20 protein-coding genes are annotated in these 21,248 nt (G+C 44.8%); 4 read left to right on the forward strand and 16 right to left on the reverse strand.

The window, feature by feature from the left end:
• The 3 genes from comX to degQ all read right to left on the reverse strand — a co-directional run bounded on the left by comX (position 1) and on the right by degQ (position 1,388).
• Positions 1 to 174 carry a competence pheromone ComX gene (gene comX, locus MKZ04_RS12120; protein WP_009329510.1) on the reverse strand — a complete coding sequence of 58 codons (174 nt, stop codon included), beginning with the start codon at positions 172 to 174 and terminating at the stop codon, positions 1 to 3.
• A 3-nt stretch (positions 175 to 177) separates the two neighbouring features.
• Positions 178 to 1,059: a polyprenyl synthetase family protein gene (locus tag MKZ04_RS12125; protein ID WP_039072958.1), complete on the reverse strand. Its 882-nt coding sequence runs from the start codon at positions 1,057 to 1,059 to the stop codon at positions 178 to 180.
• 188 nt (positions 1,060 to 1,247) lie between these two features.
• Positions 1,248 to 1,388 carry a degradation enzyme regulation protein DegQ gene (degQ, locus tag MKZ04_RS12130; protein ID WP_003184860.1) on the reverse strand — a complete coding sequence of 47 codons (141 nt, stop codon included), beginning with the start codon at positions 1,386 to 1,388 and terminating at the stop codon, positions 1,248 to 1,250.
• Between the two features lie 485 nt (positions 1,389 to 1,873).
• Between degQ and MKZ04_RS12135 the strand changes: the two genes are divergently transcribed.
• Positions 1,874 to 2,221, forward strand: a complete 348-nt coding sequence (locus tag MKZ04_RS12135) for a hypothetical protein (protein ID WP_223254849.1) — start codon at positions 1,874 to 1,876, stop codon at positions 2,219 to 2,221.
• Between the two features lie 41 nt (positions 2,222 to 2,262).
• Here MKZ04_RS12135 and MKZ04_RS12140 read toward each other — a convergent pair whose 3' ends face one another.
• The 7 genes from MKZ04_RS12140 to MKZ04_RS12170 form a co-directional block, all read right to left on the reverse strand.
• A complete protein-coding gene (locus MKZ04_RS12140) occupies positions 2,263 to 3,483 on the reverse strand; it encodes an EAL and HDOD domain-containing protein (protein WP_020452793.1) in 1,221 nt (406 codons plus the stop codon).
• Positions 3,484 to 3,660: 177 nt separating this feature from the next.
• Positions 3,661 to 5,130 carry a nicotinate phosphoribosyltransferase gene (locus MKZ04_RS12145; RefSeq protein WP_145625262.1) on the reverse strand — a complete coding sequence of 490 codons (1,470 nt, stop codon included), beginning with the start codon at positions 5,128 to 5,130 and terminating at the stop codon, positions 3,661 to 3,663.
• 17 nt (positions 5,131 to 5,147) lie between these two features.
• Complete coding sequence (locus MKZ04_RS12150; RefSeq protein ID WP_231005627.1) at positions 5,148 to 5,699, reverse strand: cysteine hydrolase family protein; 552 nt, start codon at positions 5,697 to 5,699, stop codon at positions 5,148 to 5,150.
• A 173-nt stretch (positions 5,700 to 5,872) separates the two neighbouring features.
• On the reverse strand, positions 5,873 to 6,274 hold the full coding sequence (locus MKZ04_RS12155) for a YueI family protein (RefSeq protein ID WP_025809741.1): 402 nt from the start codon (positions 6,272 to 6,274) through the stop codon (positions 5,873 to 5,875).
• A gap of 93 nt (positions 6,275 to 6,367) precedes the next feature.
• Positions 6,368 to 6,616 carry a YueH family protein gene (locus MKZ04_RS12160; protein WP_020452797.1) on the reverse strand — a complete coding sequence of 83 codons (249 nt, stop codon included), beginning with the start codon at positions 6,614 to 6,616 and terminating at the stop codon, positions 6,368 to 6,370.
• Between the two features lie 73 nt (positions 6,617 to 6,689).
• Complete coding sequence (locus tag MKZ04_RS12165; protein WP_020452798.1) at positions 6,690 to 6,911, reverse strand: spore germination protein; 222 nt, start codon at positions 6,909 to 6,911, stop codon at positions 6,690 to 6,692.
• A 56-nt stretch (positions 6,912 to 6,967) separates the two neighbouring features.
• Entirely contained in the window at positions 6,968 to 8,077 is a 1,110-nt protein-coding gene (locus tag MKZ04_RS12170; RefSeq protein WP_149169275.1) for an AI-2E family transporter, read from the reverse strand.
• A 187-nt stretch (positions 8,078 to 8,264) separates the two neighbouring features.
• Here MKZ04_RS12170 and MKZ04_RS12175 point away from each other — a divergent pair, with 187 nt between their 5' ends.
• The 3 genes from MKZ04_RS12175 to MKZ04_RS12185 all read left to right on the forward strand — a co-directional run bounded on the left by MKZ04_RS12175 (position 8,265) and on the right by MKZ04_RS12185 (position 11,365).
• A complete protein-coding gene (locus MKZ04_RS12175; protein WP_020452800.1) occupies positions 8,265 to 8,699 on the forward strand; it encodes an Rrf2 family transcriptional regulator in 435 nt (144 codons plus the stop codon).
• A gap of 159 nt (positions 8,700 to 8,858) precedes the next feature.
• Positions 8,859 to 9,755, forward strand: a complete 897-nt coding sequence (locus MKZ04_RS12180; RefSeq protein WP_059231520.1) for an alpha/beta hydrolase — start codon at positions 8,859 to 8,861, stop codon at positions 9,753 to 9,755.
• Between the two features lie 146 nt (positions 9,756 to 9,901).
• Positions 9,902 to 11,365, forward strand: a complete 1,464-nt coding sequence (locus MKZ04_RS12185; protein ID WP_043054455.1) for an esterase/lipase family protein — start codon at positions 9,902 to 9,904, stop codon at positions 11,363 to 11,365.
• Here MKZ04_RS12185 and MKZ04_RS12190 read toward each other — a convergent pair.
• From MKZ04_RS12190 to essC, 6 genes are all read right to left on the reverse strand, one after another.
• Complete coding sequence (locus MKZ04_RS12190) at positions 11,362 to 11,892, reverse strand: HD domain-containing protein (protein ID WP_020452803.1); 531 nt, start codon at positions 11,890 to 11,892, stop codon at positions 11,362 to 11,364. The genes MKZ04_RS12185 and MKZ04_RS12190 overlap by 4 nt on opposite strands.
• A gap of 157 nt (positions 11,893 to 12,049) precedes the next feature.
• Positions 12,050 to 12,781: a (S)-benzoin forming benzil reductase gene (locus MKZ04_RS12195; protein WP_341045977.1), complete on the reverse strand. Its 732-nt coding sequence runs from the start codon at positions 12,779 to 12,781 to the stop codon at positions 12,050 to 12,052.
• A gap of 20 nt (positions 12,782 to 12,801) precedes the next feature.
• Positions 12,802 to 13,257 (reverse strand): hypothetical protein, encoded by a 456-nt coding sequence (locus tag MKZ04_RS12200; RefSeq protein ID WP_023856164.1) that lies wholly within the window; start codon positions 13,255 to 13,257, stop codon positions 12,802 to 12,804.
• 12 nt (positions 13,258 to 13,269) lie between these two features.
• A complete protein-coding gene (gene essA / locus MKZ04_RS12205) occupies positions 13,270 to 13,758 on the reverse strand; it encodes a type VII secretion protein EssA (protein ID WP_025809752.1) in 489 nt (162 codons plus the stop codon).
• Positions 13,748 to 16,741 carry a type VII secretion protein EsaA gene (gene esaA, locus MKZ04_RS12210; RefSeq protein WP_341045978.1) on the reverse strand — a complete coding sequence of 998 codons (2,994 nt, stop codon included), beginning with the start codon at positions 16,739 to 16,741 and terminating at the stop codon, positions 13,748 to 13,750. Before esaA ends, essA begins: the two co-directional genes overlap by 11 nt.
• Entirely contained in the window at positions 16,738 to 21,222 is a 4,485-nt protein-coding gene (essC, locus tag MKZ04_RS12215; protein ID WP_341045979.1) for a type VII secretion protein EssC, read from the reverse strand. Before essC ends, esaA begins: the two co-directional genes overlap by 4 nt.
• Positions 21,223 to 21,248: the final 26 nt, after the last annotated feature.

A 21,248-nucleotide genomic window follows, 5' to 3' on the forward strand; every position in this document is an offset into this window, starting at 1 on the left:
TTAAATACTTCTCCAAAAAGGAACAGGCCTTCCAATTGATGATTCTAGTAATTTAAATCCATCAATAATACTTTCTAATTGATCTATATCCACCCCTAATAGACAGGCATTCCCATTAATAACCTGTTCTAAAATTTCTGGATGTTGAACTAAAAAGCTCACGATCTCCTGCACACCCTAATCCTCCTTCCCAAACATCTTCAATACAAACGAAGTCAACTGCTGTTTTTTCAGCTCCCCCAACTCCAGCTCCTCGACTCCCTTCTTAAATTTCTGAATAGCGAGCTGATTCATAACATACATATACTGAGTGACGCCTGCTGCTTTCAATTTCTCTTTATAGCATTTTATTTCTTTATCGGCAATTTTATCCTCAGTTTCAAATGTTTTTAATAAATCAATCGACGGCTGGTTAAATTTTCTTGACAAATATAAGTACGCAAGCGTCCGCTTTTTCTTGGCGATATCGCTTTTTGAATCATAAAAAAGTGCTTTATAATCATTTTCGATTTGTGAAGCAATGCCCAGCTGATATGCGTACTTCTCCACCGCCGGGTCAAATTTGCCCGTGGCAAGCATCGCCCCAAGCACGCATGGCAGAGCCGTCAGCGCCCCGGACTTACGCTTGATCATGTCAAGGCATTCATCTTCAGTGGCAGGCCGGTTGCTGAGATCGTCATGCTGTCCCTGCATCGATTGAAGTATATATTCCATCAGTTTTTCAAAAAACACCGGTTCTTTCGACACCGAACTGATCACTTTAATGCTTATTGTATAAAGTGCAGTCGCCGCATTCATTGCGACTGAACGGTTTATTTTCATCCAAGGTTCATCGGGGCTGTCTTCATCCTCTAAATCATCGAATATATCAAACGCAAGAATCAAAAGTTCTATGCCCGCTCCAAGCGTTTCCGCCGCATCAGTGTCCGTGCCACCGAAACTTTGGTAATGATAAAAAGCAAGCTCGCTGAAATGCAACTGGTCCTTTGCATCTAGAAAAGCGTGCAGCGTCCGATTTAAGTCCGCGTTGGGAATCTCAACGTCTATAAAATGATTCATTCTTTGCTTGATTTTACTGTGATCTAGACAAAAAAGCTTAGAGATGGTGCTCCCTCCTTTCTTAATATTTTACTAAATCAAATTCCCGATTGACAGAGCAATTTTTTTATTTAACAATTATATAATAATATATCCTTTTTTTGGATTTGTTTGCAAAAAAAAAAAAGACTTGTCTGAAACAAGTCTTTTTACGAGGTTTTTAGATATGTGTACTTATCGTATTGATCAATGCTTTTGTTAATCTTGCGCAAGGAGTCCTTTGTTTCTCTGATTTCATTCTCTAGCCGCCAAAGCAGTTGTTTTAATTCTTCAATTTGTTGCTTTTCCACCGATTCCACACTCCTTTTGGAAGATCAATCAATTTGTGTATAGTGAACGAGTCATAGGTATTTGATCTGTTAATACAAGTTTAAAGGGAATTGGTCTCTTTTTCACCGAAAAGTTGCATATAAATTCATGCGTTACACCGCAAACTTTAAATAGACCATAACACCCATTCTACACGACTTACGATTAGTTCTCAATTCCTAATGAAACATAAAATTTTAGTTTGTTTTTAAAGGGATCAAATAAAGATCACTAATAAACCCCTTTAGCACCGCAAGTTCAGTTATTTTTTGTTCGTTTTGAGACATTGAGTCTAAAGTAATAACTAGCGGGGAATAGAAAAACTTGATTGTTCAAGGAACGCAGATCGGGTATGCACCACCGAAAAACACGCAATAGACCGACACGCATTTCGGCCCTTAAAAAAAACCGACCCTTCGCCTTACACCGCAAAAACCGCAATTTGACCCGTAAAAATTGAAACGAGGTGTTCATATTGCTTCCTTCTCATTGCTTTTGGATGCATCCATACCAACATATCCGCTGCCGGCAGGTCTATCCGGAAGTTGAAGCCAGCGCCTTTTCGCGTTCGGCAAAAGAAGCGGAGGGCTTGATGGCTGACGGACAAAGAATTTTAAGCAGGCTTTCAGCATCGCGTGCTTTGGCTCACCAAATCATGACGGCTGCCCAAAGCAACCAAAAAAATACCGTCCTTGCCCTGCTCAGGCAAACCGGCGTCCGCAGCCAGCTTGATGCCTCTTTCGATCCCGACGGCATCCGCATCATGCTTATCAGCCCCCGCAGCAGAATATTCCTCCTCCTGCGTTGGTCTTAGCGCAAAAAAATTCCGGTCCCTAAAAAGGAGCCGGAATTTTTTTATAAAAGTTTTTGACACCAATCAACGGCTTCAAGATAGCATTGATACGCTTCATCTTTTGTTAAGCCTTCTGTTTCTGGCGTGCTGTCTTCCCATTCGTTTCGTTCGATCGATTTTGCAAGCCGCAAGATTTTTCGATAATCGTTTTCTTTGCCGAGCAGTGCTTGTCCTACTTCGTCCGTCAGCGGCAGTTCGCTGATAACTTCCGCCAGTTCTTTGTGAAGCAGTGTATCGATAAATGAAAACATGCCTGTCAGCATATAAGAAGCCGGCTGAGGGCGATTCGTTTTTTTCGCCAGCAATTCGCAAAGCTTCGCGCGGATCAGCGAAATCTTGACGACTTCGTTCTTACTGGAGTTTTGTTTTTTCGTTAAATCCTTAAATGAGAGGATGAAGATCCACCTTTTGATTTCTTTAAATCCGAGAAGCACGATAGCCTGGCGGATGCTTTTAATCTTTTGAATCGGCCGATTGGCTGGAGAGTTCAACAGCTTCAGCAGCTGGTAGGAAAGCGACAAATCGCGTTCTATAATATTTGTGACGTTTTCAATATCAGGCTGATCTTCGCTTAATTCATGCAGCAGCTCATAGTAAGCATGGAAATGATATGTAATGTCCTGACCGTCAATCACAGCGGGCTCGCTGAAGAAATAGCCTTGAAACAGTTGAAATCCGTCTTTTACAGCCTGCTCATAATCCTTTCGCGTCTCCACTTTTTCAGCGAGGAACGTCAGACGGTGGTTCCGGCATGATCGAAGGATGCTCTGTCTTTCCTGCCGCGTCGTTTTGAAAAAATCGATCTTCAAAATATCAATGGATGCCAAAAGCTGATGGAGCAAGTCCCTCTCCACGCGATGCTTTAAACAAAAATCATCAAGGGCAATCGTGTAGCCGAGGCTTTTCAAATGCCTGCACCTTTCGATAAGCTCAGGGGTGATCGGCACATCTTCAAGGATTTCTACAACGAGCTGGTCCGGATCAAAATAAGTCGGCAGCCCTGATGCCAAAAGACCTTCGGTAAAATTCACGTAATACCTTTTGCCTTCTGTCAATTTATCGATTCCAATGTTTAAAAAGCTGTTAATCATCAATTCTGTTGTCGCTTGATCACCGTCAATACCGGAAAAAAAGTTTTTCTCGCTTTCTCTGTATAAAAGCTCGTATGCGACAACTTGTTCTTTTCTGTTGAATATTGGCTGTCTGGCAACGAATACCCTCATTCTTCTTCCCCCTAGCGACTGAGGTGCCTTCGCTTTTAAGTATATCAATTAAATGAGCAAATCCCGTCCGCTTAAAAAATCCGCCCAAATATTGAACTTAATATTGAAAAACAGATAATCCCCGAAGAAATTATCTGTTTCAATCCCCAGTTATATTAAAAACTATCGTTTACAGAGTCAACCTTGATCCAGACCTTTTTTCGCCTTGATTTTTGCTTCGTGAATTTGCTGCATCTTGTTGTTCCAGCAAGCTTCGCTTAAATCGACAGGATATTCTTCGGGCTTGCTGATCCGCTTATACTCTTCCCAAAGCAAACTGAGATTTTCTTGAACATACCGCTTAATATCCTGAATGCTCGGATTCTCATAAACAAGCTCGCCTTTTTCAAAGATCGGCTGGTGAAGGTCTTTCGCATCAAAATTCGTCACAAACTTGCTGATAAACGTATGAACGGGGTGAAACATCTTCAGCCGCTCCTGTTCATTGACCTTTTCATAGTCCAAAGCGATATAATCGCCTTCTGAATGATGGTTCAGCTGATTGATGATTCTGTACACCTTTTTCAAGCCTGGAGTCGTCACTTTTTCCGGATTCGAAGAAATTTTAATCGTGTCTGCCATCTTTCCGTCTTCTTCGATGGAAACGAGTTTGTAAACCGCGCCGAGAGCCGGCTGATCATAAGCGGTAATCAGCTTTGTGCCGACGCCCCAGACGTCGATTTTTGCGCCCTGGGCTTTCAGGTTCATAATCGTATACTCATCAAGATCGCTTGAGGCGACGACTTTTGTATCTGTAAAACCGGCTTCATCCAGCATGGCTCTCGCTTTCTTGGACAAATAGGCGAGGTCTCCGCTGTCCAGGCGGATTCCCGAAAATTCAATTTGATCACCGAATTCCTTCGCCACTTTGATTGCATTTGGAATGCCGGAACGCACCGTATCATATGTATCGACCAAAAAGACACATTTTTTATGGGTTTCCGCATATTTTTTAAATGCCGTGTATTCGTCGCGGTAGGCTTGAACAAGCGCATGGGCGTGCGTGCCCGATACCGGAATGTCAAAACGCTTGCCGGCGCGGACATTGCTTGTCGCATCGAACCCGCCGATAATCGCGGCCCTTGCTCCCCACATCGCCGCGTCCATTTCATGCGCGCGCCTTGTTCCAAATTCGAGCGCCGTCTCATCTCCGATCACACTTTTGATTCTCGCGGCTTTTGTCGCGATCAATGTTTGGTAATTCACAATGTTGAGCAGAGCCGTTTCAATCAGCTGCGCTTCGGCCAAAGGCGCTTCGATCCTCATGATCGGTTCGTTTCCAAACACGATTTCGCCTTCCTGCATGGAATAAAGCGAACCGGTGAATCTCATATCTTTTAAAAAGCTGAGAAACTCATCTTTGAAGCCCAGCTCTTCTTTTAAATAAACTAAATCGCTTTCAGTAAATCTGAAATCCCGCAAAAACTCAATCGCTTTTTCAAGACCGGCAAAAACGGCAAAACCGCTGTCAAAAGGGAGCTTTCTGAAAAACAGTTCAAAAACGGCTTTCTTTTGATCAATGCCGTCGCGCCAATACGTTTCCGCCATATTAATTTGATATAGGTCTGTGTGTAGTGCTAGACTGTCGTCTGTAAAACGGTGTTCCAACCTTCATTTCTCCTTCCTCAATCTGACACTGAGGCTCCCAGGGTGTTTGCAAAATGAGAAAGAGCCCAGTCGTGCCCGTCCGGGTTAAAGCTAGCCACTGCGTTTTGATGAATGACAAGATTAAACCCTTTATTATAAGCGTCTACTGCGGTATGGAGCACGCATATATCTGTGCATACGCCAACGAGGTGCAGTTCTTTAATATCCCTTTCACGAAGCTTCAGCTCGAGGTTTGTCCCGGCAAAAGCAGAGTACCTTGTTTTTTCCATGTAATAGACATTCTGATCATGTTCGTGTTTTCGATAAAGCGCTTCAAGCCTTCCGTATAAATCCTGTCCTGATGTACCTTTTATATTATGTGGAGGAAACAAACGGGTTTCCGGATGATGCGAATCGCCGGCCTCGTGTGAATCGACTGCAAATACGACGTAATCGCCGTTTTGAATAAACGTTTCCGCGAGACGCGTCACGGCGTCTTCGATTTCCCGGCCTGGTTCTCCGCACGTCAGCTTTCCGTCAGCTGCGACAAAGTCATTTGTATAATCTATACATATAAGAGCTTTTTTCATTGCCGCCCTCCCCGCCTTTTGTATGATAGGTAACATTATAACTTATCTAAACGGACAAGTGAATGGCGAATCAAGCGGATATGGCTGCAAAGCCGCGCCAGCAGCGGTTTTTTTCTTTTTCAGAAAAAAACAAAAACCGCGGGTTTTCGCACGCCCTGTGGAAAACCCGTGCCTCATCTCTTGTTTAAAACCGACTGCTCAAAGATGTCGTCCTGAACATAAATCGATTCTTTCTCTACAGCCTCACGCGCTGCGAGGACAAGTCCAAGGGGAGTATCCGATTGCTGGTCGGACACGATGGAAAAAGGAACACCTTGTTTATTGGACTCCTTGATGTAAGGAGATAAATGAGAGTAGTCGATTTCACCGTTCAGCAATAATGTCGCATCCGCTTTTGAGCCAAGCGCATCGATGACTTCGCGGTATGCCTGCGGACGCAGCACTTGTCCTTTCGTCAATGCGATGATAACCCGTTCCCTCAGCGAGCCTAAAAACAGTCTGCGTTCATCCGGCTTCGTTTCGCGTGGTCCATACATTCCCTGCTGTAAATATTGATCCATTGATTGGTCGCTCACGTCTTAGACCCTCCAGTTTATCTTGCTGGCAGCTTGTTTTAAGCTGCGTTTTTTTATCAGTATGCCCATGAAAACAGCGGGCATGAGCCCGGGCTACATTTCGGTCACCCATTGTACAATCTTTTTGGACAGCTCCTCGGCCGCATCCGCTTCAGCCACTTTCGACAATGACCGGTCAAGCTTTTCGGCGAGCTCTGCTTTTTCTTCCTCATAAGAAATCAGCTTACTCCACTCCAGTTGCGGCACAGCCACAAGCGTATGAAATTCCTTTTTATTTTCATGGAGGTAAACGTCTGTGATCATCTGATCTTTGTTCAAGATGTTTGCCTTCCTTATTTTCATCTTTGTCACCTGCCTTATCTATCTTTTTTCCCATTATACTATAAAAAAGAAACAGCCTCTTTAAAAGAGACTGTCACAGGTTCAATGACTTGAAACCGTCGATCACATCCGCATCTGTGAAGGATGTTTTATTGCTATTGTTTTGAATCAAACCGTAGTCCCCTGTTAAAAATGTACCCGCTCCTCCTCCGGAAACATCCGTGCACTTCGGGGAAATGGCAAACACATCTCCAAAGAAGGCTGCGCTGTCATCAACGACTTGCCTGATAAAAATCGGTCCGACGATCGCCGGCATCTTCACACCTCCGCCATTCAATTTATTAGCATCATATGTGAAAATGGGCAAAACGTTCAGACTTCAGCATTTTCCGCCGTTTCTTTTTTATACCTCTGCCTTAAACGGACAAGGCGGACGATATTCAATGTAAAAGCCTTGAGCAGGGCATAAGCCGGAACGGCCAGGATCATGCCGAGAATGCCTCCGAAGCTTCCGGCGCCGATTAATAAAAGGATGATCGTCAGCGGATGCGTATTCAGGCGGCGGCCGATAATCAGCGGCGACAGCAGATTTCCGTCAGTCTGCTGAACGGCAACGACGATGATCAGCGCGATGAGTGCTTTCGTCGGCGAGTCGAGAAAAGCGATAATGACAGCCGGTGTCGCTCCAAGAAACGGTCCGACATATGGAATAATATTCGTCACGGCAATAATCACGCCGAGAATCAGCGCGTATTTCACACCGGCGATCCAAAAACCGATGAAGCACGCCGTTCCGACAAACATACAAACGATCAACTGTCCTTGAATGTAAGCCGCCAGCGTCTCATACAAATCCTTAAAAATTTTCAGTCCTTCATTTTTGTACTTGTCAGGCAGAATCTTGACAGCCAAATTCGGGAAACGGTTGCCGTCCTTCAGCATATAAAACAGGATGAACGGCACGGTAACAGCCGTGATCGCAATGTTGGTCACAACACCGAATACAGAAGACAGGCTCCCTGTAATATTCTCAGGCAGGCTCGTCAGATATTCGCCGATTGAGCTTTCGATTTTGGCAACCGATACGAAGTCCTGATTCATCATCCAAGTGAACCACTGCGAATTCGACATTTGCTTAATGAAAATCTGGATCTGTTTCACATAGGACGGGATGCTGTTAAACAGATCGGTCACCTGCTTTGTAAACACAGGACCGACAGCTGACAGCACAAACACGATCAATGCCACAAACGCCAAATAGATCAGCAGAATGGACAGCGTTCTCGGCAGCTTTTTCTCAAGAAACCGCACGATCGGATTGAATATAAAATACAAGATTCCCGCAATTAAAATCGGAGTAAATAAAGTCGATGCAAATACAATGATCGGTTCGAAAAGAAAAGACACTTTTGTCGACACATAAATAATAAGAAGAACCAATAAAATTTGCAGCGTCCAAAAATGGGTTTTTGATTTAAACAAGCTTTGTTTCCTCCCGGCTTTTTTCATTAATCTAAAAACTACTATTCCCACTAACGTCTGTCAACTGTTTTCCTTCCATTCATACGAAAAAGCTTTGACAGGGTTTCATTTCAACACCTTTTTGAGCAAAAAAGATTGACAGCTTCATCCGTTGTAAATACAATAATTACAACGGAAGGGTGATTTGATGAAGATCAGCAGCAGATTTACGATAGCCGTACATATGTTATCCTTGATGCAAGTCCGAAGCGACCATTTGACATCAGAGCAAATCGCAGACAGCGTCAATACCAATCCGGTCATCATCCGCCAAATCAGCAGATTGCTGAAAAAAGCGGGCTTGATTGAAGTAAAGCGCGGCACAGGCGGCGCGCACTTATTACGGGATGCCGGCGCCATTTCTTTGTATGATGTCTATAAAGCCGTCGAAGTTGTCGGTGAAGGCGAACTGTTTCACACTCACGAAAATCCCAATCCTGATTGCTGGGTCGGTGCGAATATCCACCAGGTTCTTGAGCTTATTTTATTAAAAGCGCAAACAGCCATGGAGACTATACTCAAAGAAATTTCTATAAAAGAATTGACTGATCTGATTATCCAAAAAAAGAATGCTTCTCAATGAGGCATGATTTTTTCCGCCTTGTTGTAACACCCACGCTTACAACGGGCGTCTGGCATTATATTTTTTCGCCTCGTTGTAATATTGTTCATTACAACGGTGGGTACCATGTGATCAACACAGACGAATTCGGATTTCCAGCACATTAAGGGAGGACTTAACATGACGAATCATATAAAAGAAATCAACTGGGAGCAAAACACCAACTCTTACATTCAGCTCATACCGAATATTGAGTACACAAAAGTGAAAGACACTTCTTTGACATTACATTTGCTGGCGCGCCGCAATCCAATGGATGCGTTATTTAACCGGGAAGGCAATCAAGAAACATACCCGCTGATTATTTATCTGCAAGGGTGCGGATGGGGGTGGACAAAACAGGATACATCCGCCTTTATCCCCCAGCTGGTTCCATTTGTCGAGCAAGGCTATGTCGTGGCAAGCGTTCAATACAGAGGCAGCGGAGAGGCGGTGTTTCCGGCTCAGCTTCATGATGTGAAAACAGCTGTCCGCTTTTTAAAAGCAAATGCCGAGTGCTATAACATCGATCCTGATAGAGTGGGAGTCTGGGGGGATTCTTCAGGCGGCCATTTGGCTCTTTTGCTTGGATTGACCGAAGGAATTGAAGAATTAGAAGGCCAGGACGAATACCGTCATGTATCGAGCAAAGTCGATGCGGTTGCGGACTGGTTCGGCCCGGTTGATCTTCTGTCCATGAGCAAGTATCCGTCCATCTTCGACCATGATTCACCCAATTCACCGGAATCCAAGCTGATCGGCGGACCTGTTCAAGAAAACAGAGAACAGGCGAAACAAGCGAGTCCGATAAGCTATGTTCACAGGGACGCGCCCCCCATTCTGATCATGCACGGGGATCAGGACGATGTCGTCCCTTATGAACAAAGCGTCCAATTGTTTGAAGCCTTAATAAAAGAGGGCCATGATGCCCTTATGTATAAAATAAACGGGGCCGGACATAACGGTTTTACCCAGGCTCATACCCTTGACATTGTCAAATCGTTCTTCCGCAAACATTTAAAGCCTGGAAAAGCATGAACATTGAAGGCCGGATATCCGGCCTTTCAGTGTATATTCCTATCTTTTATGAATATTTTCTAAATTTTTTTCAGTATATCGGTATAAAGTTCACCTTCAGAAAATAAGATGAAAACGCTTACAACAAAACCATGAGGTGAACAACGATGAAAAAACTGGTACTGCTCATGCTTGTTTTGCTGGTCGTGTATCCGCATGTATCGAAAGCGGGAGGATTTAAAGGAGGAGGAGGCGATCCGGGCCACTGGTTCGCGGGAGACCCTGTTGAACATCCTGATCCCGCAAAACCGCCGATTGTATTTGTCCATGGATTAAACGGCTCTTCAAGCGCTTGGTTTGACGAAAATGACATGGCGGAGCAGGCGTGGAAAAACGGATATGATGCGGCTTTTATCGATCTCCACCCCGATAAAGACATGCAGGATAACGGAGCGATGCTGGCCGCGAAACTGCGCGAAATCTACCAGCATTTCGGCCGCAAGGTCATTCTCGTTTCCTACAGCAAAGGCGGAATTGACAGTCAGTCGGCGCTGATTCATCACAACGCATACCATTATGTCGAGCGCTTGATTACGCTCGGAACCCCCCATCACGGTTCGCAGCTGGCAGACCTTGCCTACAGCAGCTGGGCAGGATGGCTCGCCGATATTTTAGGCCAGAAAAATGACGCCGTTTACTCTCTCCAAACAGGGTTTATGAAATCGTTCCGCGATCAGACCGACAATCATCCCAATCGATCGAAAACCAAATATTTCACCTTGGCAGGCAATAAAATCGGCGGGTTCGGCAGCGTTTTATTTTTTGGAGGCGTCTATTTAAACATGTTTGGCGAAAATGACGGAGCCGTCACCGAAAAAAATGCGAGACTCCCTTACGCCACAAACCTGAATACAGGGAAGTGGGATCACTTCTCGATTATTAAAGGAAACCTCACATTTCCTGTATTTATGCCTTTATTGACGGTTCAGGCATATGCAAATGAAACAGCGGCCATCAAGGAAAACCTATCGTACCCTTTCATCAGAGGAGGGGAAAATCATGGATTGAGAGAAGAGGAATTCGCCGTTGAAAAAGGCGTCAAGGAAATAACCGTTCACTGGCTGAGCAATCATTCCTCGGGAAATATCAAATTGACAGATCCGCACGGCAAACCGCTCAAAGATTTTTCAAAAGCAAAGACGGCGGATGTTTTTGAAGGGGGATTCGTCCATTCCGCTGCCATTAAAAATCCGGCAGCAGGTACATGGAAGATCGCATCATCTGTCAAACAAAAAGAGGCGTTTTTGTTCATTGTGACGTTCGATTCTCCTCTGAACCAGCAAATTAAAAACGCAGTCACCAGAGAATCGGCAAATCTTGCGAATGTTAAGGCGTCCGTTCGTTCTATCCGCTATGAAAACGGAAAACAGGCCGAGAAAAAGTCGCTGAAACCAGCTTCCATCAATGCGCTGCAAAACAGCCTGTCATTCAAAAAAGCGGGCTTGTATTCGGTGACGATCGACCTTTCAGGAAAAACGGCAGACAACTCGCCGTTTAACAGGACGATCATCCGCTCTATTTATGTAAATGACAAAGGGGAGAAGTTTGAAAACAGCCCTTTGTCCGATTAAACCGTTCTTTTCATGGGAGATAAAGATTCATCGACCATGCGGTCAAGTTTTCTGATCTTTTCAAGCGCCAGCTTATGATCGATTTTGCGGTAATGGTGGTTTCCGCCCGGCTCTTCATCCAGCTCATCCGCTTTTTTGACGATTTCCTGCAGCTTGTTTTTATCGAGGTCCCCTTCTGGCAAATAGGAATCCGTATGAAGCAAAATCGCCAAAGCAATCTCTTTTGCCGCTTTCCGATCTTCGCCGAGGCGGATCAGCAGCTTGTGAGCGCGCTCGGCACCCTTTATCGCGTGAATGTCGTTTTGCTTGTATTTTTCATAATCCCATTCCCCGTCGGTATACCATTCATAATGACCGATATCGTGCAGCAAAGCCGCTTTTGTCGCGATATCAGGGTCTACTCCCGCTCGCACCGCCAGGCGGTATGCGTGGTAAGCGCAGGCTACGGCATGAGCTACACCGGAGCGTGTTAAATATTTTTGTGCGATTGGATGGGTGAATACATCCACTAATGTTACGTTTCTCATGTAAACCCCTCCTTTATATATTTTTAGAATCCTAACATATTTTCATGTAAATCTCAATTGATCTGACACATCATATTTAAAATTCCGCTATATGAGCCTGCGCCATAATAAAATAAAAACAAGCACAATCGATTTGATGTGCTTGTTTTTTTATTTTTCACAAAAACTCTTTAATGTCATACACTCTGCCGTTTTCAAAGTCGGTCTCAAGCAGATCGAGCAGAACGCCGGCGACGTAAGGCGTTCTGCTCAGCTTTCCTTCTGTTTGATAGGTTTTGAATCGTTCAATTTCATGAAAGTCTTTTTTCGATGATGAACGTATTACCTCTTGCATGCCGGTATCCATGATCCCCGGCGAGAAAGAAATCATTTTCACCGGATCAGATTGATCTTCCTGTTCAAAGCCGAATGTTTTCGTGAACATATCGAGCCCCGCTTTTGAACTGCAGTAGGCGCTCCATCCTTTATAAGGGTTTTTGGCCGCACCTGATGATATATTGACAATCGATTTTTTGCCTTTGTATGGCTTGAGCCATTTGGTAAACAGCTGGCTGAGAATCACCGGAGCTAACAAATTCAAGTCATAATGCAGCCTCAGCTCTTCCGGTTCAGCTTCACCGGCGCGCTTGATCGGCGTCACCATACCCGCATTGTTGATCAAGGTGATCGAAGTAAAATCGCGGGCTTGGACAGATTCTGTCAATTGCCGAAACCACTTTTCTGTTTCGGCGAGCTGTGTCAGATCAGCCTCATGCCGGATCAGCCTCTCATGACTGACTTCAGACTTGGTCCTTGAGACAGCGTGAACAATATGGCCTTTTTGCAAAAGCCCTTCGGCAATCGCGGCGCCAAGCCCTTTTGACGCTCCGGTAACAATGGATAAATGCATACGGCGTCCCTCCTTATCCATTATTGTACTGATTCATCAGCCTGCTTCTCAAGTGCAGCGGTTTTCTGTTCCGGAAGAAACGCGGCGAGCACGTAAAAAACCGCTGTCAGTAAACTGAACCATTCGAACACAATCAGCTGGAGAGCTGCCCCAAAAACAAGCAGACCTTGCGTCCATGAACCGCATTTCCCTTTTAAAATGCGAATCAAAGCAAAGATCATGATGGCGAGTGCCACACCCGAGCCTAACAAGCCATAACCGTAGTGGACAAAGTCCGCCATTGCCTGATCGTGTCCCTCCCTCATCGATGGGTATATCAGTAAAATGATGCCTAATGTGCAGATGACCACAATGTAATAGAAAATGGATTCTAATATGAGCAGCCCGTGTACTGCCACAAGCATTAATAACCAAATCGACGCCAATGCAAAAGCTAACCATGCAGATAGCACCTTATAGAACCTCGGATTTTTCATTGTTGAGCGCTCCTATTTTTTCTGCTGCCCGCTGACTTTCGGAATCAAAAAGAACAGACCTGCGATGCATAAGAGGATCAGCAGACCGTATAAGATGGGCAGGAAGATGGATTGCCGGCTTTCCGCAGCGTCATCTTCCCGTCCCGATAAGGACGGATTTGCCGAGAATGACAGGTCAAGCTGCTTCAGCTTTGACGCCACGGAATTGCTTTCATTCGTGAAGCTTCCGGACAGGCTTTTCAGCTTTTCGATGGCATCTTCTTTTTTCGAATCTGTAAATGAGAATTCCTTCAGTTCTTCTGGAATTGATATTTCTTCCTTGTATTCCGTCTCTTCTTCCTGAAGATAGTCCGTCTCGATTTTAATATCCTGCTTTTCATACTCGTTTGGCTTTACATCGACTTTATCGGTTTCCTCCGCCTTCACGAACGGAGTGAAAAGAAAGAAGGAGAGCATGACTGCCATGATCCCCTTCTTTCCCCATTTCGCATTAAGCATCATGGTCAGTCTCGCTTTCTTCTGTTCTTGATTTTGCAAAATCGATAATAAAAGGAACAGCAATCGCGATGATCGTGATTAAAATTAATGCACCGATTCCGAGTGCAAACTGGCTTCCAGTTCCGTACTGAATCGACATATATACGGTTGATACCGGATTGTTAAAGCTGAAGTTCGGCATCGCCAAGTCAAGCAGCGGCGCTACATAGAACAGCACCATAGCGGCTGTTGCGATTCCGCCTGCGATCGATCCCAGCATAAACGCCGTCCGGATGATGGCTGAACTTGCGACCAGCAGCAAGATCGTAAAGACCGACCACATGACGGCCTGATCGTCTGCGAGTGAGTAAATGTTCAAACCGAACAGACTGATCATCAGTCCGACAATAATATTCAAAATGCCAAACAGCGCGCCTCTGACTAAGAGCGGAGCATTTTGATAATGGTGGCTGAAATATCCGATCAGCAAGCTGGAAAGCATCACAATCACGAGAATGACGACCGGCGGTACGTTTTGCGCTTTCGACTCTGGAACATCCCCGCTGATTTTCACCGGACTTGCCAGATGATCGTATACATATCCGTCGTTTCCTCCGAACGCATTGCCGAGAATGCCGTACACGTCTCCGCGGATCAGCTTTGTCGTCGCGACATTTTGGCCCCAGTTTGAATTCAGGGTATCCGCTTTTTTCTGAACATCGTTCACACTTTCCTGAATATTGCCCGTGTACTCGATGACGCCTGATTGCGTTTCCGACAAGGAACCGAGCATGTTAGACAGCTGCAAAATGTCATTTCCGAGCGTATCCTGCATGCTGATGACCATCGTTCCATCTGTCGCGTCTCCCTGCATGACCGCCGTTCCGGCGCCTTCCGGATTGCGCAGCTGTTCAGATACGGCATTTGCTCGTTCTGAAATCGTGCTGAGTTCATTCAGCACGTCAGTCTGCTTCTCACTAATGAAATCGCCGTAGCTTTTGACGAAATCGGTCATGTCTGTTGTGTAAGCTTCAACATCTTCGCTAGTGGCTAGCATGTTGTTTTTTAGGTTTTCCCATTTTGTGTTTTCGTCTTCATCGACTCTGAGGACGGTATCAACTTTATCTTTGCTATTTTGGAGCATTCCTTCTTCAAGCGATGAACTCGCTTTGAATTTCCCTGTTACTGTAGCATGATAGACTGATAATAGATTATAGTAATCCATTAATTGATTAATGTCTCTATTAACAAAATCCTGATTTTCAAAAACCTTTTTCACTTCAGGGCTAATATCATAATCCTTCAACTCATTTTCGAGCTCCATTATATTATTACATATATTCTTAAAATTGTTGTCTCTTTCCTCTTCAAACTTTTTATTCAGCTTATCTACAGTATTATTTAATTCATCAATTTTATCATTTAGTTTCGTTACTTTTTCATCTAAATTATCAATTTTTTTCTTAAGTTCTTCATTATGCTCTTTTGTTTTTTGATCAATGTTTGACTTTACATCTGCAATGTTTACAGAAATGTTATTTAACTCTTTTTTTAACTCTTCAAGATTATTACCGTCTTGTTCATCAGGATGTTCTCCTGCAGAAGGTGGATCTTCATTATTTGTATCATCAACATTATTTTCGTCTGTTTGATCTGTATTTACGGGATCCGAAGTATTGTCTCCAGACTCCCCGGATGAAGGTTCCGGATCTTCTTTATTTGGAGTTTGAATGTTATTAGACAATTCCCCTAATTCTTTTGAAATTTTCTCAAGCTCGGCTGTTTCATCGTCTAAATTTATTTCGATATTCTTACTATCGTCATCTTCACCGGAATCATCTTTTCCATCATCTCCAGGGTCTTCATCTTTTGGCGTTTCTTTATTGTCAGATTTAAACAATTCCGCACGATACTTTAACATGTCAGAATTAGATTCAATATTATTTATTGTCACTTGTCTAGCTTCTCTTTTATAGTTAGAAATCAGTTCACTCTGTAAAGTGCTTATCTTACCAAGTTGATTCTGTGGAACCCGATTATATCGGTATTCTTGCAAATTATCATTCGAATTCACAGCTAATCCAAACTGATTCTGTAAAGTTCCAAATGCCGTCGTCATTCCGTTCATTTTATCACTGAAGCGATTAGCAACGATGGACTGCTTTTCCTTAATCACCGTAAGGCCGTCTTGGATCTGGCCTTCACTGTCCGCTTGTGCAGCTTGAAGCAGTTCCGACTGCTTTTCTTGATATTGTTTGTACTGATTGACGTTGTCGACGAAGCTGTCCAATTGTTTTTTGGATTCTTCTACGCCTGCGTTGCGCTCTTTTGATGTGCCTTCTGTTTCATTGATCGATTCTTTTAGCCTGTCGATCATCTCTTTTTGTCTTTCTACTTCGCCCGCTAAATTGTTGGAGCTCGGCTTGTAAAAATTGTACATCGCGTTTTGGAACTCTGATTCTTTGTTTACGATGCTGTCAAACTCTTTTCTGACCTTTTTGACTCCCTGTTTGACAAAGCGCCAATACAGGGAAGACATTTTTTTGCTCACCGTTTTTTGCGCGTCTTGAAGTTCGCGCTGGACTTTTTCCTTGTTGACGGCGTCAAGCTGGTCCTGAATTTTAAATTCCAGCTCCGCTTTTTGTGGACGCTCATGGTTGTAGCTTAAAATGTTTTGCGAAAAGTCCGACGGAATGTAGACAATCGCATCGTATTGCTTCTCCGAAAGTCCGCTTTCTGCTGCGCTCCGGTTGACGACCGTCCATTTATAGTCCGGACGGTCAACCAGGGAAGCCGAGATTTCGTTCCCCAGCAGCGCATCTTCATCAACGGTTCCGTCATCTTTCAAAATGCCGGTATCTTCATTGACGACAGCGATTTCCCTTGTCGCGTTCGATACCTTTTTCGTCGGGTTCTCACCGATGAAATGAAAGAACAAGACGGGCAGCAAGATGATCGTGACGAAGGCGCTGATAATTTTCAGCGTGCTTTTTTGTTGTTCCGTCATTTCGTTTTCTTCCTTTCTACGGCACATAAAGGAATTTGAATTTTCCTCTCTTTGCCGTTTTCAACGATATAGCCAAAGCCCGGGAGAATTTCCGGCTCCTGGCGTTCATATGGGAGCTGAATCAAATTCTGCTCGGATTTTTTCATCAATAGCATGGCGTGTCTGACCTGCTTGACTTCGCTTGTCAGCGAATCATAGCCTTTTGTGAACTCGCTGTGATTTCCGGAAGGTATAAAGTGGAAGCCTAAATGGGCGTATGACTTCATAAACATTGCCATTTTATCCTGAATAGATGCGTCGATCGTCTGCTGGAACCGTGAAAGTCCGTCGACGATAAAGACCATCGGTGAAAAATCAAGGTTGGCGATTTCGCCTTGTTTAACGGCTTCCAAATACATCGCTTCTCTTGTCCGGCAAATTTCTTCCGTCTCAGCCAGCCAGAGCATAATGTCGTCTTTTGTTTCAAGGTAGCTGATTTGATCCTCTGTCGCATATTGAGAAAGCCCTCTGTCTATCGAATCAAACACGGCAATTTTTTTCGTGTCATGGTCAAGCAGGTGCTCGAGCATGATCTTGATGACGTTTGTTTTTCCGCGCTGCGTCTGACCCATGATGAGGCAGTGCTTATTTTTCTCAAGGTTAAAGTATACCGGTTCGACAGATTCTTCATCGAGTCCCATTGGAATAAGGCCTCTTTCAGGCTGAAGCGGATAATCTCTCACAAACTGCGTAACGGAAAGCTCCAGCGGCAGCATCGGCACAGGCGCCGGCTTTCTCATGCCTTCCGACCGTTCTGCGATCGCCTGAATGTCGGATTTGATCCGTTCAAACAGCTCGATATCATTGTCCGCTTCCACAGGCATAAACATTTGTGCGAAGTATTGGTTTTCTTTATTGATAATGACGCGTCCAGGGATCGGTTCAAGGCTGAATTCCGGCCTTCCGATGATCGAATATGCTTCAGACTGATCCATCAGGTAGTGGACAACCCTCGTTTTCAGGTTGTTCAAGAGCGACTGTCTGATCGCATTGACCCTTGTCGCGGTCAGGATTAAATAAATTCCAAGCGACTGGCCGTCGCGTGAAAACTGGATAAATTCGCTTTCAAGTTCATGCATTTCGTCTTTAATGATGTCAAAGTTGTCGACCGTTATGAAAATAAACGGCAGCTTTTCCTTATTCAGCGCATTGTACATCTTGATATGGCTGATTTCTTTTGCGCGGAAAAGATTTTTCCGGTGCTCGATTTCCGCCTTGATCCGGACCATGAATTTCTCGATTTTTCTCGTTTGGTCCATCAAGAAATAATCCGCGGTATGCGGAAGCCTTGCAAGCGGAAGCAGCGTTCCGTTGCCAAAGTCGAAAATGTAGTAATGCAATTCTTCCGGTGTATATTGTTCGGCAAAGCTCATCATGAACGTCGTAGCGGTCAGGGATTTTCCGTAGCCTGACGATCCGACGATGCCGATATTGCCGTCATCCATCATGCGATAGCTGATCGGCTCCTGGCTTTGCTTTTCAGGTTCATCGATATAAGCAAAGTTAAAGGCATCCGCTTCCTCAGACGGGTAGCGCGTTTTAGGTATGCGCTCTTCAAGCGGCGGCAACCAAGGGCTCGGAAGCTTCTCGATTCCCATTTCCTCTTGAATCCGTTCAATTTGTTCGACGACTGCGGAAATTTCCGTTACGGCCTCTTTTTTCGCAGTATGATCGGCGTCAACGTCTGACAAAGGAATTAAACCGGTGTCTGTGACGATCGCCACTTCATCCTCTGTGCCGTAGCCGTCCTCCATGTAAGGGGCGCCGCTCCATGCAGACTGGAACAGTTCATACACCTCATTGTTGCCGACTTGCAAATAACCGCGGCCCGTTACCGTGATGGTAGCCGCATCCCCATTTTTAAGGATTTCTTTACTATCATTCGCATCCTGAACCTTCAAGGCGACCTTGAATCTGGAGTTGCTCCAAATCTGGTCGTCGATGATGCCGCCCGGTTTTTGCGTCGCCAAGATTAAGTGCACCCCGAGACTTCGGCCGATCCTTGCCGCGCTGACAAGCTCGCGGATAAATTCCGGTTCTTCGCTTTTCAGCTCGGCAAATTCGTCTGAAATTAAGAAAAGGTGCGGCATCGCCGTTTTCGCTTTTTTCTGTTTGTAAAGCTTTGTATAGTCATTGATATGGTTGACTTTATACTGATCAAAGAGCCGCTGCCTTTTCTTCAGCTCACTCTTAATGGACGCCAGCGCCCTGTTGCTGAAGTTCTTGCTGCCTTCAATGTTAGTAATCGTTCCGAGCAAATGCGGGATGTTCCGGAACGGCTGCGCCATTCCGCCCCCTTTGTAGTCGATTAACAAAAATGCGACTTCATGCGGGTGGAAGTGAACGGCCAAAGACAAAATATAAGTCTGCAAAAATTCACTTTTACCCGAACCGGTCGTTCCGGCAAGCAGCCCGTGGGGGCCGTGGGCTTTTTCGTGAAGATTTAAATGAACAATGTCGTCTTTTCCTTTATAGCCGATCGGTACGGCCAAAGATTTGGCCGATTCGCTTGTCAACCATTTTTGGCCAATACCGATGTCATCGACTTCCTTCACTTGGAACAGTTCGAGAAACGATACGGTATCAGGAATCGAATTCGTCATGCCCGTCTGGTGGTCAAGCGTTCTCAGCGTCCGGGAAAACAGTTCGTTGTCTTCTCTGTTGTGGTGATCCAGCTGAAACGGGATCTGGACGGCTTTCTTTTGCTTGATCAAAATGTCGCCTTCCTGTTCAGTAATATAACGAACAAGAGTATGAATGTTTTCGGACAGGCTTTCTTTCGTCTCTGCCGCCACGATTGTCGACACTCCGAGGTTTTTCTGCTTGCCTTCCAAATATTCTAAAATGACGTGTTCCGCGATGAGCTGCTGATTTGTGATGATAAACACAAAGTGCGGCTTATACAAAGTTTTCTTTTTGTTTTCATCTAAATCCCGTTCTCTCAAAATTTCATATATGCTTGAAAGGAGCTGATCTCTTGTCTGTTCGTTGTAAATAAACCCTTTCGCATAAATATGAGGCATCTGAAAATGCGGAAGCCACTTCATCCATTCCCATTCTTGATACTCGGCTTCGTCAAAAATAAAGATAAAGCGCAAATCATGATAGCTGTGGAAAAATGCGAGCTGGCCGACAAGCTGATGAATTTCATTTTTGACGACGGACAATTTTCCGACGACGCCCATCGGGCCTTCAGCAAGATTCACGGTGATCGGTGCATTTTTCAGTTCTCTGTAGACCTCTTCCATTTTTTGCGTTTGTTCAAGGAGATGGTCTGTATCGCGATTGGCCAAATCTCCGCCGTTCAAATTGATTTGGTATGAAGATGCAACATTTCCCGTTCCAAGGCGGATTTGCAGAAAATCGGCGCTTTCAATCGATTTTTCCCAAATCCGTCCGCTGATCTCCTTTGTTAAATATTTCATTCTCTCGAATGTAGGAAAATGGAAATCAAGGACGAACTTTTGCCTTTCTGCAAGTTCGTGCAGCTCTTTCTTTTTGTTTTCAAGGTAAAGGGTGTAGACCCGCTCTCTTTTTTCTTCTCTTTTTTTACGCTGATTTTTGTCGCGGAAGTACTGCACGGTTGACGTAATCAGCGTCATCATAAACATCGCAAGGGAGACGATGATAAAAATTCCCCGCGGCTGAATGAGCGCCACGATCCCCATGACGAGCAGCATGACGATCGGAGGCAGAATCATCAGCCATAAGCCTCTGTTGTCTCCGTCGCTTTCCTGTGCCGGGAAGCTGAAGGATATCTTTTCATCCGGCAGATCGTAAATCATTCTCGGCGGCCTGCGGTATTGCGGATATTTATTTTTTGTCTCCGAGCTCGGCTTGAGAATGTTCTCCAAAGACGTATCATATTGCCCGAACCCCTCGATTTCCAAGAGGTCATCTTCAATGATGCGAAGAATATTCAGTCCAAATGCGATTTCGTCTCCATTTTGCACGGAGACCGAAGCGGACACTTCTTCTCCGTTCAAATAAATTTTGGCGCCATTCGGCAGGACATTCCATCGCCCGTCGAGGCGGATGAAGGAGAATGTACCTTTTTCTCCAAAGAATGAATCCGTTTCATTGAAATAAACATCCGCTTCTTGATCAAGGGAAGAAATGACGACTTCCTGTCTCTCTCCCAAATAGTAGGCGGGAACGCTGTCGGATTCTTCGGCTAAAAAAAGTGTCAGCTGTTCAGCGCCGCTTTGGACGGACGCCTTTCCGCCAAGCTTTAAAGAAGAAACAGTCTCCCCTCCCAGCTGCACGTTGAAAGCGTCTGAGTCCTTCTGCTTTTCCAGTACCACCGGGCCTTTTTCAAACGAAAAATGCTTGATCGTGACAGAATGTTTCAAATCCGGCCCGATGGTGAGCGTGCGGCTGTTCTGATCATCCAGTTTTATTTTTTGATAGTTTTTATGATAAAAAATCCATAACAGACTCATTTCCCCGCCTCCTGCCAACAACAGGT

The sequence above is a fragment of the Bacillus sp. FSL W7-1354 genome, assembly GCF_038002405.1.
GTDB classification, from domain to species: Bacteria; Bacillota; Bacilli; order Bacillales; family Bacillaceae; genus Bacillus; species Bacillus paralicheniformis.